The 15,498-nt window shown below is 46.9% G+C and carries 14 protein-coding genes; 9 read left to right on the top strand and 5 right to left on the bottom strand.

Features of this window, described 5'->3' with window-relative positions:
• Window positions 1-37: 37 nt before the first annotated feature.
• Window positions 38-1,273, bottom strand: coding sequence for a nucleoside recognition domain-containing protein (locus tag GO755_RS36645; RefSeq protein WP_157590406.1), 1,236 nt, complete (start codon window positions 1,271-1,273; stop codon window positions 38-40).
• A gap of 199 nt (window positions 1,274-1,472) precedes the next feature.
• Here GO755_RS36645 and GO755_RS36640 point away from each other — a divergent pair, with 199 nt between their 5' ends.
• Complete coding sequence (locus tag GO755_RS36640) at window positions 1,473-2,117, top strand: M15 family metallopeptidase (protein ID WP_227687231.1); 645 nt, start codon at window positions 1,473-1,475, stop codon at window positions 2,115-2,117.
• A 20-nt stretch (window positions 2,118-2,137) separates the two neighbouring features.
• Here GO755_RS36640 and panC read toward each other — a convergent pair whose 3' ends face one another.
• Window positions 2,138-2,977 carry a pantoate--beta-alanine ligase gene (gene panC, locus GO755_RS36635; RefSeq protein WP_157590404.1) on the bottom strand — a complete coding sequence of 280 codons (840 nt, stop codon included), beginning with the start codon at window positions 2,975-2,977 and terminating at the stop codon, window positions 2,138-2,140.
• Between the two features lie 140 nt (window positions 2,978-3,117).
• Here panC and GO755_RS36630 point away from each other — a divergent pair, with 140 nt between their 5' ends.
• From GO755_RS36630 to glmS, 3 genes are all read left to right on the top strand, one after another.
• The gene (locus tag GO755_RS36630) at window positions 3,118-3,924 is read left to right on the top strand and encodes a glycogen/starch synthase (protein WP_157590403.1); all 807 of its coding nucleotides are present in this window, start codon (window positions 3,118-3,120) and stop codon (window positions 3,922-3,924) included.
• A gap of 21 nt (window positions 3,925-3,945) precedes the next feature.
• The gene (locus tag GO755_RS36625; RefSeq protein WP_157590402.1) at window positions 3,946-4,329 is read left to right on the top strand and encodes a RidA family protein; all 384 of its coding nucleotides are present in this window, start codon (window positions 3,946-3,948) and stop codon (window positions 4,327-4,329) included.
• Window positions 4,330-4,507: 178 nt separating this feature from the next.
• Entirely contained in the window at window positions 4,508-6,346 is a 1,839-nt protein-coding gene (gene glmS, locus GO755_RS36620) for a glutamine--fructose-6-phosphate transaminase (isomerizing) (RefSeq protein WP_157590401.1), read from the top strand.
• A gap of 207 nt (window positions 6,347-6,553) precedes the next feature.
• Here the strand turns inward: glmS and GO755_RS36615 are convergent, their stop codons facing one another.
• The 3 genes from GO755_RS36615 to GO755_RS36605 form a co-directional block, all read right to left on the bottom strand.
• Window positions 6,554-8,770, bottom strand: a complete 2,217-nt coding sequence (locus GO755_RS36615; RefSeq protein ID WP_157590400.1) for a penicillin acylase family protein — start codon at window positions 8,768-8,770, stop codon at window positions 6,554-6,556.
• A 36-nt stretch (window positions 8,771-8,806) separates the two neighbouring features.
• Window positions 8,807-10,396 (bottom strand): amidase, encoded by a 1,590-nt coding sequence (locus GO755_RS36610; RefSeq protein WP_157590399.1) that lies wholly within the window; start codon window positions 10,394-10,396, stop codon window positions 8,807-8,809.
• Between the two features lie 294 nt (window positions 10,397-10,690).
• Window positions 10,691-11,539: an SDR family oxidoreductase gene (locus GO755_RS36605; protein ID WP_157590398.1), complete on the bottom strand. Its 849-nt coding sequence runs from the start codon at window positions 11,537-11,539 to the stop codon at window positions 10,691-10,693.
• A 96-nt stretch (window positions 11,540-11,635) separates the two neighbouring features.
• Between GO755_RS36605 and GO755_RS36600 the strand changes: the two genes are divergently transcribed.
• The 5 genes from GO755_RS36600 to GO755_RS36580 all read left to right on the top strand — a co-directional run bounded on the left by GO755_RS36600 (window position 11,636) and on the right by GO755_RS36580 (window position 15,470).
• Complete coding sequence (locus tag GO755_RS36600) at window positions 11,636-12,088, top strand: winged helix-turn-helix transcriptional regulator (RefSeq protein WP_157590397.1); 453 nt, start codon at window positions 11,636-11,638, stop codon at window positions 12,086-12,088.
• Between the two features lie 230 nt (window positions 12,089-12,318).
• Entirely contained in the window at window positions 12,319-12,876 is a 558-nt protein-coding gene (locus GO755_RS36595; protein WP_157590396.1) for an RNA polymerase sigma factor, read from the top strand.
• A complete protein-coding gene (locus GO755_RS36590) occupies window positions 12,848-13,558 on the top strand; it encodes a hypothetical protein (protein ID WP_157590395.1) in 711 nt (236 codons plus the stop codon). The genes GO755_RS36595 and GO755_RS36590 overlap by 29 nt, the downstream gene beginning before the upstream one ends.
• Before the next feature lie 2 nt (window positions 13,559-13,560).
• On the top strand, window positions 13,561-14,655 hold the full coding sequence (locus tag GO755_RS36585; RefSeq protein WP_157590394.1) for a hypothetical protein: 1,095 nt from the start codon (window positions 13,561-13,563) through the stop codon (window positions 14,653-14,655).
• 128 nt (window positions 14,656-14,783) lie between these two features.
• Entirely contained in the window at window positions 14,784-15,470 is a 687-nt protein-coding gene (locus GO755_RS36580) for a hypothetical protein (protein WP_157590393.1), read from the top strand.
• Window positions 15,471-15,498 lie beyond the last annotated feature (28 nt).

Raw genomic sequence — 15,498 nt, 5'->3', positions numbered from 1 at the left:
GAATACGGTAACGCCAATAGTGAAGTGAAATCCTGTTTTAATGGAAAAAAAAGTAACCAAGCGCTATGCCAGCAATCACTCCCACTAAATCGGCAAATAAACCGTAGGGGATAGCATGACGTGAATTGCGGATACCCACTGATCCGAAATACAGGGCAACGATGTAAAATGTCGTATCGGCCGATCCCTGAAAGATGCAGACAAGGCGCCCCACAAAGGAATCTGGCCCAAATTGTTTCATGGAGTCGATCATTAATGCCCGCGCTCCGGCACCACTCAGCGGTTTCATTAGGGCAACAGGTAAGGCATCGGTAAAGTCAGTGTTCATACCTGTAAGAGCAAACAGGTATTTCAAGCCATCAACGAGGTAAGTCATAGCACCAGCGTTTCGGAATGCGCCAATGGCAACCAGCATCCCGACCAGATAAGGGATAATCTTCACGGTCGTTTCAAAACCACCCTTTGCACCTTCAATAAAGGTTTCAAAGATGGGCACTTTACGAATTAAGGCACCTAACAGAAACGAAACCACAATAGTCAACAGAATCAGGTTGCCGGTCACTTTCGAGATAATTTCGATCTCTTCTTTTGGCTTACTGGACAGGTACCATAAAGCCAGACTGATTAAGGCCGTAATGCCTCCCAGCCAACCCAATACAGTGCTATTGATCAAGTTGATTCGCTGTTTGACGGCGACAGCTACCAGTGCAACAACCGTTGTTACATAGGTGCCAATGACGCAGGGGATAAACACGTCTGATGGATCGGTAGCCCCCAAAATGGCCCGCTGCGCCATAATGCTGAGCGGAATAATCTGTAAACCTGATGTATGCAGTACCAGAAACATAATCTGTGCATTGGAGGCTGTGTCTTTATTCGGATTCAATTCCTGCAAACTCGTCATGGCCTTCAAGCCAAAAGGTGTTGCGGCATTGTCCAGACCAAGCATGTTGGCTGAGAAATTCATAATCATCTGACCGTTGGCCGGGTGATTTCTGGGGACTTCGGGGAATAGCTTATTGAAGAAAGGGCCAATGATACGGGCCATAAGGTTGATAGCCCCAGCTTTCTCGCCTACATTGAGTAATCCTAGAAAAAACGTCATAACGCCAGCCAATGGCAAGGCAATGTCCATAACAGCGACTTTCGATGAGTCGAACAACCCTTCGACAATGATTTTAAAGATTTCGGTGTCGCCCAGAAAAATCAGTTTGGCCAATGCCACCAAAAACGCAATTACAAAGAAAGCAACCCAGATATAGTTTAGTGCCATCGTCTAAAAAGAGCGAAAGAATGAAGGAGTGAAAGAGTGCTGTCGGACTGTTCTACAATGGATATTGGCAATGCGTCACAACTGTTCACACCTGTCAGTTTGGAAATCCTGTAAGTTTACATGAACATTTGGCTGAAACCAATTTTGTCTGATCATAATAATGCGGCAAATCTCTGTCTTCGTACTAGTGTTTTCACTCATGTACTCACTCGCTCATTCGCTCTTTGCCCAGCCCAAAGTCGAGCGAGCCATGATCGAACAAGGTTTGGTGGATGTACAGAAAATTGATCCAACTATTAAGGTCGAACTAAAGTATTCGACGACCGATAATTTCGTAGGCAAAGATGTGTACGGCGACCTTACGCGGGCGTATATGCAACCTATGGCCGCCCGCAAGCTTGCCGATGCTAGTAAATATCTACAAACGCATCATCCAGAGTTGCGGTTGCTTGTATATGATGCTGCCCGACCCCGCTCGGCGCAGTGGAATCTTTGGAATGCCTTGCCTAACCTGTCGGAACGGGAACGTCGGAAGTATGTAGCCGATCCGCGCCAGGGGTCTATTCATAACTACGGCTGTGCGGTCGATTTGACAGTTGCCACCAAAGATGGGGAACCATTGGACATGGGTACCAAATACGATTACTTCGGCGAACTAGCCTATCCATCCCGAGAAAATGAACTTCTAAGGGCTGGAAAATTAACTCAGAAACAACTTGACAACCGCCAAATTCTTCGGACAGCCATGCGTCAAGGTGGCTTTAGCTCCATCGAATACGAGTGGTGGCACTTTAATGCACTCTCACGGGCTAAGGCCAAAATGGCGTTTCGAATTGTGGATTAGAGTATAGCTATTCCAACTCCCTAAAACACCAGATTATCAATTAGTCTGACCTTGCCCAGATGGGCAGCTAAACAAATGGCCGTTTGCCCAGGTGCGAGCACTTCATTGGCAATCTGGAGCGTATCTGCATTCACTATCTCGACATACTCCAGCCGGAAATTAGGATTGCTAGTAAACATGTCGGTTACAGCCGCTTTTGCCTGAACTGGACTATGCCCATCCGCCAATAAGTCGCGTGCCAGAGTCAGCGCCTTAAAGAGAGTCGGGGCCTGTTCCCGTTCGGCAGGAGTGAGGTTACGATTGCGTGACGACATGGCCAGACCATCGGCTTCGCGTACGGTTGGGCAACGGATTAACTCGACTGGAAAACTGAGGTCACGGATGAGTCGGCGGATGACAGCTACCTGCTGTAAATCTTTCTGGCCAAAGTAGGCCCGTTTAGGCTGCACTATATTGAACAGCTTGGAAACCACAATGCCCACACCATTGAAATGACCTGGTCGGAAGGCACCTTCCATCACAGTTTCTAACTCCCCAAAATTAAGCCTAAGGGCAGGTGAATCAGGGTACATTTCGGCTACAGATGGGGCAAAAACAACATCGCAACCAGCGGCTTCGAGTTGCAGACTGTCTTCTTCAAGTGTGCGTGGATAACGAGCCAGATCGTCGGGATTATTGAACTGAACGGGGTTGACAAATATGCTGCTGACAACTAAATCATTTTCCTGACGGGCCGCTTCAATGAGCTTAATATGACCTTCATGCAGCGCGCCCATCGTTGGAACGAGACCTATAGTTTTTTCAGATTGAATGCTGGTTAAGTACTGACGAAGACTGGAAATTGTCTCGAAACGAGTCATGATGGGTGTTTTGTTGTTTTTCGGCTGCAATGATACGGGAAGCGTATCTTTTTTGGATAAAACATATTGAAATACGGGAAAAATTTGTATAATTTTGCAAGTTTTTTGGTTCTCTCAAGACAACACACGCTTCCCTACTTATGAGCAAATTACGCATCCTTTACGTCGCCAGCGAAATCAATCCTTTCTTAAAAACGTCTGATGTCGCTGACTTCGTCCGCAAACTGCCGCAGGCCATGCAGGAGCGTGGGATGGAAATCAGAATTTTGGTGCCTCGCTTTGGGCTGATTAATGAGCGCAAAAATCGGTTGCACGAAGTAGTACGGTTGTCGGGTATCAATATTGCCGTAGGTGACGATGAAAAGCCACTGATTATCAAAGTGGCGTCGATCCCGACAGCGAAATTACAGGTGTATTTTATTGATAATGAAGACTATTTTCAACGGAAATATGTCTTCCACGATAAAGAAAATCGCTTCTACGACGATAACGACGAACGAGCTATTTTCTTCTGCAAAGGTGTTCTGGAAACAGTGAAGAAACTCGGATGGGCTCCCGATATCGTTCACTGTAACGACTGGATGACGGCGCTGATTCCACTGTATCTGAAAACGACCTATAAAAACGACCCAATGTTCAAAGACACGAAGTCGGTTTTCACGGTTTATAACAATTCGTTTGAGCACCGTTTCGAGGGTGACATCATCGAAAAGGCTCGCATGATGGATATTGATGATGAGATGTTATCTGAGTTAAAAACGGCTGATTTTCAGGGATTTATTCGAATTGGTTCGGCCTATGCTGATGCTGTAGTACGAGCTGAAGAAGAGTCGAGCGAAAGCCTGAATGCTATCCTGAATGATTTACCCGAGCACAAATTCGACAGTGTCGAAGATGAAGACGTTACGGACCGGTATTATAACCTCTATACACAACTAGCTGGGTAGGCTGTTATTTCCGGGATTACTATGGAAGAAAGGCAAAATTTTAATACGGCGAAAGCTCCTCGTATGAGCATGGTCTTTCCGCAAGCAGTAATTGCTGATAAATTTATTTTTCTTTCAGGTACGCCGGGATTAAGTCTGGCGTCTGGTCAGGTTGTCAGCGATAGTTTTGAGGACCAAACCAGACAGGCCTTTTTGAATATCCAACAAATCCTTGAAGATGCCGGAAGTAGCCTGCAAAAAGTAGTCAAGACAACCGTCTTTATGGTTACTGGCAATGATTTCGGAGTACTTAATAAAGTGTACAGTGAGTTTTTTCCAGATAATGCTCCTGCACGCAGTACTCCTCAGGTAATGCCTTTTCCAGCCGGAATACTGGTTTCAATCGAATGTATTGCGCTTTTATGAGCAGTAATGCGCTTCACGCTGGTCGCCAAGTCGCTGGATTTTAAAGAAGGATTTACATCAACTTCGTTAGCAAAAAGCCGGAATGCCCGGCTTTTTGCATTTATTTTACTTCTGAAATTAGTTTATCTTTCCATCCCACCCAACGGATAACTGATAACTCATAAACCGGCGATTGATTATGTGTGGTATTGTAGCGTATGTAGGGCATCGAGAAGCGTGTCCATTAGTGATAAAAGGATTGAAACGTCTCGAATATCGAGGGTACGACAGCGCTGGCGTGGCGTTGATGAACGGGCATGGTCTGAAAGTTTATAAGAAAAAAGGCAAAGTTGTCGCTCTGGAGCATGAGCTGGAGAATAAAGAAACCCACGCGACCATTGGCATGGGACATACACGTTGGGCTACTCATGGCGAACCTAACGATGTAAATGCGCACCCGCACTACTCGTTTCACCGGAAACTGGCCATCATTCATAATGGTATTATTGAAAATTACGCGGCCATCAAGCAGGCCTTGTTAAAAAAGGGACATACGTTTTCAAGCGAAACAGATACGGAAGTTCTAGGGCAGTTTATCGAGGATATTTGGGAGAACAACGGTGATACGCTTGAAGAAGCGGTACGGCTGGCATTGCAGGAGGTAGTGGGCGCTTACGCGATTGTGATCATGAGTGAAGCCGACCCCACTCAGTTGATTGCCGCGCGTAAAGGATCTCCGCTGGTGATTGGCGTTGGTGAAAATGAATTCTTTCTGGCATCCGATGCGACACCGATTGTTGAGTATACCAAAGATGTTATCTACCTCAACGATTACGAAATTGCGGTTATTAAAGACGGGGCGCTGAAAGTCGTTACGCTTGATAACACCACCACAACGCCTTACGTCCACAAAGTTGAACTGGAATTGGAAGCCATCGAAAAAGGTGGTTTTGACCATTTCATGCTCAAAGAGATTTTTGAACAACCACGCTCTATTGCCGATTCCATGCGTGGGCGCGTTAAGGCCGACGAAGGGACACTTCAACTGGGCGGTTTGCGGGACTATCTGGACAAACTGGCCAAGTCGAAACGGATTGTGATTATTGGTTGCGGTACATCCTGGCATGCGGGGTTAGTTGCCGAATACATTTTTGAAGAACTAGCCCGGATTCCGGTTGAGGTAGAATATGCGTCGGAGTTTCGGTATCGGAATCCTATTATCAAGGAAGGGGATATCGTGATTGCCATCTCGCAGTCGGGTGAAACCGCTGACACGCTGGCAGCTATTGAATTGGCCAAATCGAAGGGAGCCACAATTTTTGGGGTTTGTAACGTCGTTGGTTCATCTATTGCGCGGGCAACACACGCGGGCGCTTTTACTCACGCAGGACCAGAAATTGGGGTTGCCAGTACGAAAGCATTCACCGCGCAGGTGACAGTCTTAACACTAATAGCGTTGGCTGCGGCCAAACGAAAAGGCACAATTTCTGACTCGCTGTTCCGGCAATTGCTGGCCGAGCTGGAAAGCATTCCCGCAAAAGTTGAACGGGTGTTACAGGCGGCCGATAAGATTAAGGAAATCGCCTATATTTTCACTTACGCCCGCAATTTCATTTACCTTGGCCGGGGACTCAATTTCCCTGTTGCACTGGAAGGCGCGTTGAAGCTAAAAGAAATCAGCTATATCCACGCAGAAGGTTATCCAGCCGCCGAAATGAAGCATGGCCCCATCGCGCTCATCGACGAGGATATGCCAGTGGTTGTCATTGCAACTAAAGATAGCTCCTACGAAAAAGTTGTCTCAAATATTCAGGAAGTGAAAGCCCGTAAAGGCCGCGTTATTGCTATCACAACCGAAGGGGATACGAACCTGCCCGGCATGGTCGATTTCACGATCGAAATCCCGAAAGTGCACGAGATGCTGATGCCATTGGTATCGGTTGTTCCCCTACAATTGCTAGCCTACGACATTGCTGTAATGCGTGGCCGAAATGTCGATCAGCCAAGGAATCTGGCGAAATCGGTAACGGTTGAGTAAGGGTACTGATTGTTTAACAAAATCGCGATGGAGATAGCCTTCATCGCGATTTTGCTTTCTAACTCTCTGTTCTCGCTTGGCTTCGCCGAGTGAGGATTATTCCTTCAAGGGCCTCTGGCCCGTTTTGTTAATTTGATATACACCGGCCAGAGACCGTCAAATAATCCTCACTCGGCGAAGCCAAGCGAGAACAGAGAGTTAGAAGACTCATTTATCCCCCGGATGGTACGTCTTCTCGACATGCTTCTGAATATCTTCAGGATAAAATAAAACATCTTTAAACTTACCGTCGCAGTACAGGGGTGCCTGGTCTGTAAAATGCTGAGCACCAGGTTGACTGCTTTGGCCACCTGTCACTACCGAGCGGGCTTTTACTTTCTTGCCAAACTCGACTACAGCTACGAAACTATTGCCGACGCTACCATATCGCTTTTTAGTGCCAGGATACGTCCGGGCTGCAAAAGCCGCTAACGAGCCCCAGGCTGAGGATGTAAAACCAACGGGGATACTGGGCTTCAGATCGTCATACGTTTCCTGAATTTTGCCGGTTAAACGCTGATAGCGGTTGATGTCTCCCCAGGGTGTTTTCCAGGTGCCGAAGTCGCGGGTTAGGTCGGTTAGAACCTCGGCCAGGGCGTTTACTTTTTCCTGTGGTGAGGTGCTGCTAGTAGTAAAGGCAGTTAGTGTAAGGTTATCGAATCGCTGGTCGGCAGCCGCGCGACTTCGCGCTAGCTTCTGTATTTTCTCACCCCAGAAGATAGCCAACGTCTGCCCGATTGAGGTTTTACCGTACGATTTATCCCAGGCTTTCAGCACATCAATAGCTTCGGCCATGTCTTTCGACTGGTTCGAAGCATCGGACGAAACGCTTTGATAAGCCGCCAGCAGAGGAGGAAGCAGTTCATCAAACGCAACCAGATGTGGATCATCGGCCGCAGCAATCAGCGTGTCGAGTGTGAAGATAGATTTCTGGCTGAGGACCCGAGCGGCATTGATACCCCGGTAGTTTTGGGCGTCAGGAGCCATGTAGGTTGGGTACTTGCTCTTATCGGGACTGCTACTGCCCGAAACCGTAAATGGAGTCGAGTTACAGTTCTGAATCCAGCCGCTGGCTGGGTTGTGTACCTGTACAATTTCATCGACCGCGTGTAGACCTTTCCAGTCGGTTTCAGGATTGCTACCATCCACGGGTTGATCCCAATCGAATTTTGGGTCTCGTTTGGGCATAAAGTTGCCGTGCCAGTAGGCAATGGTTCCGTTTTTATCAGCAAAAATGGTGTTGTTCGATGCGTTCCCATTGAGCTTCATCACCTCTTTGAAGCTGTCGTAACCGATGGCTTTGGTTCGCAAATATGACTGCGATAGCGCATTTAGGGGTGTATTCATCATATCGATAGCAATCCATTTCCCGTCTTTCTCACCAGCTATGGGGCCATGCTGTGTGAAATACATTGTAAAGTCTTTGTACTGCATTCCGCTGGCCGTTTTGTAAGGAATGCGTACGTTCTGTGTGCGAACCGGCTTGAGATCTTTGCCATGCTTATAATAAAGGGTGTTTCCTTTTTTCTCGATGGTTTCCAGATACTCATCCATTGAGTCGGCATAGCTGGTGGTATGCATCCAGCCGCAGTTTTCATTGAAACCCTGGTAGATGAAAAACTGCCCCCAGGTTACGGCCCCATAAGTATTTAAGCCCGCCTGACTAATCATGTGCACCTCCGATCGGAAGTAAAAGGATGTATGCGGATTGATGAGTAACAGGGCGTTTTTAGTAGCACTCTTGGCGGGCGCAATGGCAAAACCATTCGAACCGATGGATTCGCGTTCATAATGATCGAAATTAATATTCCAGGACGTTGATTTACGTTGCTCGTAGAATGCTTTTAGGCGCTCGGTGGATACCACGCTGATATTTCCGCCAATACTGCCTTCGCTGAACATAAGTGGCATCCAGGGCTGAAAGCGCTTTAGCAATCGGGGTTTTACCTCCGGGTGCGTATAGAGGTAATAGTTGCTTCCGTCGGCGAAGGCGTCCAGCAATTGCTTCATCCAGAGCGGACTCTTTTTGTAAATGGCTATAGCCTGTGTTGTATCCAGAAACAACCGTGCCCGCAAATCATGGTAGATCGCCGACTCGCCTTCTACTTCGGCCAATCGACCGGTTGATGTGATATAGTTTTCTTCAACCCGGCCAAAGTCATCTTCGCACTGGGTAAACAGAAGCCCAAAAACGACGTTAGCATCCGTTTTTCCGTAGATGTGCGGAACACCCCAGGTATCGCGAGTAATGGTCACCTGCTTCGCCTGTTGCTGCCAGCGGGCTATCTCGGCTTTAGTGAAGGATTGTGCCTGTAGAGCATGACCATGGGAGAGGGTGAGCAGACTGAAAAATAAGAGGAGTGACTGCAAGGGTGATTGGTTCATTGATGATAAATTTGATGTAATAAGCGAATGTATTATTTACTGACCAATAGCGACAAACCGTTTTGGCGCTACCCGATGATGCGTTGCCTGTTCATACCCATATACAAGACGAATTAATGTTGGCTCATCGAACATACGTCCTAAAAACTGAATGCCAGCTGGTAAATCTCCCGTCGTAAAACCCATCGGAATTGTGAACGCGGGCTGACCTGTAGCGGGAGAAATCAGCTGACTGTTATCGCCTTTATATCCTTTAGCATCACCGACCTGCGCAGGTGGATAATTCCAGCTTGGATAAATCAGTGCATCAATGTGCAGTCGATCCATTTCAGCTTCAACGGCTTTTCGATACGCGATGCGAAGTGGATCGGTGAAGGCATCACCACAGGGAATTTCAGGGTGATTGGCGCGGCCCGAATGGGTTTGCTGGGTAACGAGTCGGTTGCGAACAATGTCGGAATAACCGCCCACACGGATAATGTCTTCCAGTGTTTTCAGCGTATCCCGTTTCACAAAGGTTCGGAGATAATTTTCAATATCAACTCTAAAGTCGGCGCACCACTGATTGGCGCGTAACGAATCGAAATTTGCGATGGTCAAGTCAACCACTTGCGCACCAGATCGCGTCATGTCGGAGATAGCCTGATCGAAAAGCTGCTTGATTTCCGGGTGAATATTGTTGTCGCTTAATTGACGCAATACGCCAATCCGAGCCCCTTTAAGCCCATCTTTCCGTAAAAATTGCGTGTAGGTTTTGGGTATTTTGCCCTGACTATGTTTGGTAATTGGATCATGTGGATCGTAGCCAGCCGTGACGTCCAGCACTCGTACGGCATCTTCGACTGTGCGACACATTGGTCCACCGACGTCATTTCTGGTATAAAGCGGAATAATACCGTACCGACTCACCAACCCCAGCGATGTCCGGAAACCTACCAGCGCATTGTGCGACGATGGACCCCGAATAGAATTGCCCGTATCGGAACCCAACCCGACGGCTCCTAAATTAGCCGCCACGGCTGCCGCTGTACCACCGCTCGAACCGGCGGGTACATAGGCTAGATTATACGGATTTAAGGTTTCACCTGCCATCGAACTCTGCGAGTGCATGGGGGTAAAAGCCCATTCAGCCATGTTTGATTTGGCCAGAATAATAGCTCCTGCCTCCCGCAGTTTCTGAACCTGATAAGCATCTTCGGTAGGAATAAAGCCTTTCAGCGCTATTGAGCCGCCTGTCGTTTGCAACCCTTTTGTGTTGAAATTATCTTTTACAATAACCGGGATACCATGCAGTGGACGCAGTTTGCCCGTTTTCCTAAACTCAGCATCCAGCGCTCGGGCCGTAGCGATGGCTCCAGGATTTACGATAATGATTGAATTGAGCCTGGTTGGTTGGTCGTAAGCCTGTATGCGTTCCAGATAAGCTTTCACCAATTGTTCGCTCGTTAGAGAGCCATTTCGAAATGCCCGATGAATGTCGCTGATTGTCGTTTCGAGCAACTCGAATTTAGTAGAAGAAGAGGATGCCTTTGGCTGTGCGTAAGCCGTAACTAACCAGAGTGGACTTAGTAGGGCTAAAAATAGATAAATACGTAGTTGATGAAGAGGACGAATAGGTCGCGGCATACGATAGAGAAGCGAACGGTATAATCGTATGGCAAAAATAGTCTTTCCTAATAGGAATTAGCGTATAGCTAGAGCAATAAGCGTTATTTATATGGATAGTAGAATAAATAGCGAAATAAATTAAGCGCTGGTTTGTTGAGTCATTTTGAGTTTTATAGGAAGGATATACCACTATATATACTTTGTTCTCCCGACGAAGGAGGGATCTCTAGATGTCTTATGCTAGAGATCCCTCCTTCGTCGGGAGGACAAAACACTATTCTAATTAATTCTGAGCTGAATTCAGAGAATAATTTACGCGATGCTTTTCAAATACGCATCCAGACTGACAGGTTCGCGGCCTAATAATTCTGTAAGAGAGGAAGAAGGAACATTGAAGTCACTTTTCTTAATACCTTCAGCCATTCCGGCAAAAATCTTGGCCACTACTGGCGGCAGATGTTTACCCAATTCAGCTTCATAATCCCTACCCAGAATGTCGATGTAGTCAACTGTTTTTCCATTTTGGCTGAGGTAGCTAGCAATATCGCCGAATGACCAGGCAGTGTTTGCGCCAATGTCATACACTTGATTTTCATGACCTTCGCTGGTTAAGGCATTGGCAAGGGCTTCGGCCATATCGTTACGAAGTGCAAAACTAACTTTGCTATCTCCGGCTGGGTAATAGAGTTTACCCGATTGCACAGCGTCGCCAAGCACCATTGGCAAAACATCCATATAGAGGTTGTTACGGAAAATGGTGTATGCCAATCCGGAATCTTTAAGCAGAGTTTCAGTACGGAAATGGTCAATAGCAGGGGAAAAGCTCGACTCCAGCGATGGGTTCGGGGCGCTGGTATAGAAAATATGCTTCACACCAACCTCTTTAGCGGCATTGATCACGTTGCTGTGCTGATTAACCCGCTCATCACCCAACACTGCACTGGAGATTAACAAAAGTGTATCAACGCCAGTCAGACTTGCAACGTATGACGCCTGATCTTCATAATCGCCCTGACGAACGATTACGCCTTTATCCGCGAATTCGGTAATTTTCTGGGGATCTCGTACGATAGCGACAATAGATTCAGGGGTTGTTTTCATAAGCAGAAATTCGAGCGTGGCTTTTCCTAAATGGCCAGATGCTCCGGTAATTGCGATCATGATTGTTATTTTTAGTTTCTTAGTTACTTTTGGTAACTCAAAGGTATTTAGTCATCGTAACCACCACAAGAAGGCACTTTATTCTGCGTCAGGCACATGGAGAGAACTATTGTTGATTATCAGGAGGGTAGCGTACAGGAAAAATTGCAAAAAATTTTAGGAGACGTCGAAGAGGATGGTGGTACCTGTCCGATTCGCAACATTCTGGTCCGGTTCAGCGATAAATGGTCTACGCTGTCTATTTTTCATCTGGGCGATGCGGGTACACTCCGTTTCAATGAATTGAAGAAACGAGTCGACGGTATTTCGCAGCGAATGCTTACCGTAACACTTCGCAATCTGGAGCGTGATGGTATTGTAACGCGTCGAGTTTATCCCGAAATACCGCCCCGAGTCGAATATCAATTGACGGATTTAGGCCGCAGTTTATTAGTACAGATTATCGAACTAGGCGACTGGGCCAGTAATCATAGCAATCAAATTATAGAAGCTCGCTCCCGGTTTGACGCTCGCGAAGGTAGAGTCATTGATTCGGTCTCGCTTAATTAAGTATACAATAGAGCGGGCTAGCGCGAACGTCTTCGTTCGTGCTGGCTATTCCCCGGCCTCTGGCTGGAAGTAAATAATCGACAATCGGCCAGAGGCCGAAAAATAGTCGGTACGAACGAAGACGTTCGCACCATCTTGGCGCCTGTTTTTTATAAACAGGCGCTTTTTTTGTACGCGAGGCAACCCTTTTGCTAAACCCGGCATTTCTGTCATTGAAACCAGCCTAACGTATGTCGAAGCAACTTGTTGAACAGTGCCAGCGAGGGAATGCCTTTGCGCAGAAACGGCTGTTCGATCAGTATGCTAACCGGTTGTTTCGGGTGAGTTTACGGTACGTTCGGAATGAGCCAGAGGCTGAAGAAGTGCTGATGAATGCGTTTCTGAAAGCATTTCGCGGTATTGATAAATTCTCATATCGCGACGATAACGGTCTGGAAGCCTGGCTCCGGCGTATTGTGGTCAACGAGGCCTTGCAGCATCTAAGGGCAAAGCGACATTTGCCGATTTTTCAGGCGGATGAGGAATCAGAAGAGCAATCTGATCCAGAACCGCTACCTGATGCGGGGTTGGATACCGAACGGATTTATGCGCTCATACGGGAATTGCCTACTGGTTATCGAACAGTGTTTAATCTCTACGCTATTGAAGGCTATACGCACCGTGAAATTGCCGAGCAGTTACGAATCTCCGAAAATACCTCAAAATCGCAGTTGAGTAAGGCACGTGCGCTGTTACAAACTTGGTTAACACAATATGGTTATGAAGCAGAAACCCGACGAATTTCCTGATAACTGGGTACGGCAGGCGCTTAGCCAGTTGCCTGATGTGCCGCCACCTGGTTCGTCGTTCAACTCGGAGCGCTTGTGGAAGGAGCTAAGTCCTGAGCTTCAACAAGTACCGCCCCGTCGGTTAGTTGGTCTGTTGTGGTGGGTGGCTGCGGCTTGTCTTTCAGGGTTGACTTTGGGCTGGTTCTGGTTGTACCAATCAACGAACGAACAGACTGTTGTGGCTACGCACGCAAGCAGAAATAAGGCCGATGCCTCTGTGGTGAGCCCTTATACCCCGATTTCTGCCAATGAGATAGCCCGATCTAAAGTTGCTGAAAAAGAACGACCTGTGCCAAGCTTTCGACTACAAGAGCATGCGAAAGAAAGACGGAAAGGAGAATCAATTCCGAAAGTAATAGAGCCTATAGAAGCCGTTGTCCATATGCCTGAAGTAACAACTGTTGCCGAGACTCCATCCATTAGTGAACAGCTTCTTGGTCTACCCGAATCGAACGTCGCTATTTCTTCCCCGAAACGCCGATTCAAGGTTGTTCATGAAAACGAATTACGCGCCGAAGAGGAAACGCGCCCCAAACTTTATCCTACCGAAAACTTTGTCCGAATTGGTACGGGTGGTCGAACTGAATCCGATGAAAGTCGACCAGCTCTCACGCTCCCATTAACACATAAACCAAACCAATAATCATGCGTCTGTTTTGTTTGATTACTATGCTTCTGCTGAGCATAGTCGGGATTGCTATGTCTCAATCGACTGGTGCCCATTTAACCGAGTTAGGAGCTAAATGGAAGTTTAGTGGCTTTAGCCACATCGAAATCGATTTAGGTCAACGAAATACATTACTTATTGGATTTGATCGCTATGACCAGCTACAGGCCCGAAAAAACGTCGATTCAGTACTTCATCTGTTTGCTGCTGATTATCGGAAAGTAGAAGATACAACCCAAAGCCCGACCAACGCTACCCATGCAATTTTACGACTCGGCGAAACCGATCGGGCGTTGGCGTTACGTTACACTGCCCAGCCAACAGCCATTTTTCGATTTCAGGATGGCGACAAGCCCGTTGAAGTAAAAATACAGCAGGATACGCTCCAGATTGTCTGGGTGTCATCGACAACACAGGCTATACCCAATGATTTTGGTGTTTATTTATTAGTCAATAACCTCCACGATATTGAGCAAGTGCTTAAACAAGGGGGCATTAACCAGAAATTGAAACAGGCTCTTGAGTCGGTACAAGCCTATAAAAATCATGATCTGACTAACCCAAAAATGACGTTTAGCCTGATACAGGGAATCGACAATAAGGCTAAAATTCTGCACCCGAACTCCCTGAAAAGCCCGTTCCTTAGTTTCCATCCGGGCATCGGTGTTGGTCTGATTCGTAGTCAGTGGGTTCCATCATTTGATCTTGGTGTTCAACTTATTCCAAGCCGTTTTCAGGGAATCGGTTATGGCATAAGTTACACAGCTAATTTCTTTTTTGATCAATCGGCTACTGATGGCGGTTTTCAGATATTAAGAAATGATTTTCTAAACGCAGGCCTTACTTTTTATCGTCGCAGTAAAGATGGTCGGACGGCTGATTTTAATCGCCCTATAGCCTCGTTTTATATAGGGCTGCCCGTTCATCGAAGCGGGTCCTATTTTGACTCCAATACGATCCGATTAGGTGGAATAGTGTACCAAAACAAGCTATTAAGTGTTCAACCGGAACTCTATATGAATGGCTTTTTTAAGAAAATATACCCAGGATTAAAGCTGGTGGTGGGGTTCTAATTATGTTTGTGTTACGTCTTTGAAATCAGCAGGTTATTGTGTATATTTACCTCCCGATTTTACAACAGACAACCATACTAATGGGCCGGTTATTGGTATAAAAATCACGATCTGGCTACTTAATCCGCATGAAAAAAGGACGCTCGAATCCAAATCAGCTTCAGATTGACTTTCTGGCTGCTTTTCGTCAATTACTCATCAGTCTCGGTAGCGCCGATAACCTGCCCGTTAACGAGAGCCTGTTTATGCGAATGACCGATCAATGGGAGAATACGCGCGCAATGCCCGCTAATCTTTTGTTCCATAAAAGTCCTGTTGAAGCAGTCGTTTTCCGGTTGCAAAAAACCGATGAGCGACTCCGTTTTCCGGATGAATTTATCGCCGGTGAAATTCGTGGAGAGCAGGGTCTGACGGGTTTTTCAGCTAAGTTCCGTGAGCAGGGTTGGGTCATTCTGCCTGCCGAATTATCGGCTATGTATAAGAACCTCTTTCTGAATATTCTGGCAGCTTCTGTTGGTCTTGAATATCTGTTCCCGGTACGCAAAGAGTTGCTGGCAGAAGCTGAGCGTGTGGCGCTGGCCGCCATGCTTCCCGAAGCCGAAGTGCGTAAGTTTTTCGGCCTGCGTTTAACCCGATTTCCGGATAGCTTCCGGAGCGAAGTGGCCAATTACTTCAACTTGCCGTTCGATTATGTACTGAAACGTGCTAATCATTTAGGCATGGTATCGGAGCAGGTAATTGAAGAGGCACTTACTAATTCGCAACCGTTACGCTCTACCATTTTGCGTCGTCCGCAAAGTAGCCGGGCGGCTTAATCAGGTACTTACGAAAAGGTTATCGTTC

Origin of the sequence: Spirosoma arboris, assembly GCF_009754945.1 — a bacterium.
Classification (GTDB): domain Bacteria; phylum Bacteroidota; class Bacteroidia; order Cytophagales; family Spirosomataceae; genus Spirosoma; species Spirosoma arboris.
The sequence above is the reverse complement of the archived record's forward strand: the minus strand, read 5'-3'. Positions and strand labels throughout refer to the sequence as shown.

Excerpts from the sequence above, each read along its gene's own strand:
- panC (WP_157590404.1), bottom strand. The coding sequence starts at position 2,977 with ATGACTCGTTTCGAGACAATTTCCAGTCTTCGTCAGTACTTAACCAGC.
- GO755_RS36645 (WP_157590406.1), bottom strand. The coding sequence starts at position 1,273 with ATGGCACTAAACTATATCTGGGTTGCTTTCTTTGTAATTGCGTTTTTG.
- GO755_RS36630 (WP_157590403.1), top strand. The coding sequence starts at position 3,118 with ATGAGCAAATTACGCATCCTTTACGTCGCCAGCGAAATCAATCCTTTC.
- GO755_RS36610 (WP_157590399.1), bottom strand. The coding sequence starts at position 10,396 with ATGCCGCGACCTATTCGTCCTCTTCATCAACTACGTATTTATCTATTT.
- GO755_RS36600 (WP_157590397.1), top strand. The coding sequence starts at position 11,636 with ATGGAGAGAACTATTGTTGATTATCAGGAGGGTAGCGTACAGGAAAAA.
- GO755_RS36580 (WP_157590393.1), top strand. The coding sequence starts at position 14,784 with ATGAAAAAAGGACGCTCGAATCCAAATCAGCTTCAGATTGACTTTCTG.
- GO755_RS36625 (WP_157590402.1), top strand. The coding sequence starts at position 3,946 with ATGGAAGAAAGGCAAAATTTTAATACGGCGAAAGCTCCTCGTATGAGC.
- GO755_RS36595 (WP_157590396.1), top strand. The coding sequence starts at position 12,319 with ATGTCGAAGCAACTTGTTGAACAGTGCCAGCGAGGGAATGCCTTTGCG.
- GO755_RS36590 (WP_157590395.1), top strand. The coding sequence starts at position 12,848 with ATGAAGCAGAAACCCGACGAATTTCCTGATAACTGGGTACGGCAGGCG.
- glmS (WP_157590401.1), top strand. The coding sequence starts at position 4,508 with ATGTGTGGTATTGTAGCGTATGTAGGGCATCGAGAAGCGTGTCCATTA.
- GO755_RS36585 (WP_157590394.1), top strand. The coding sequence starts at position 13,561 with ATGCGTCTGTTTTGTTTGATTACTATGCTTCTGCTGAGCATAGTCGGG.
- GO755_RS36605 (WP_157590398.1), bottom strand. The coding sequence starts at position 11,539 with ATGATCGCAATTACCGGAGCATCTGGCCATTTAGGAAAAGCCACGCTC.
- GO755_RS36615 (WP_157590400.1), bottom strand. The coding sequence starts at position 8,770 with ATGAACCAATCACCCTTGCAGTCACTCCTCTTATTTTTCAGTCTGCTC.
- GO755_RS36640 (WP_227687231.1), top strand. The coding sequence starts at position 1,473 with ATGTACTCACTCGCTCATTCGCTCTTTGCCCAGCCCAAAGTCGAGCGA.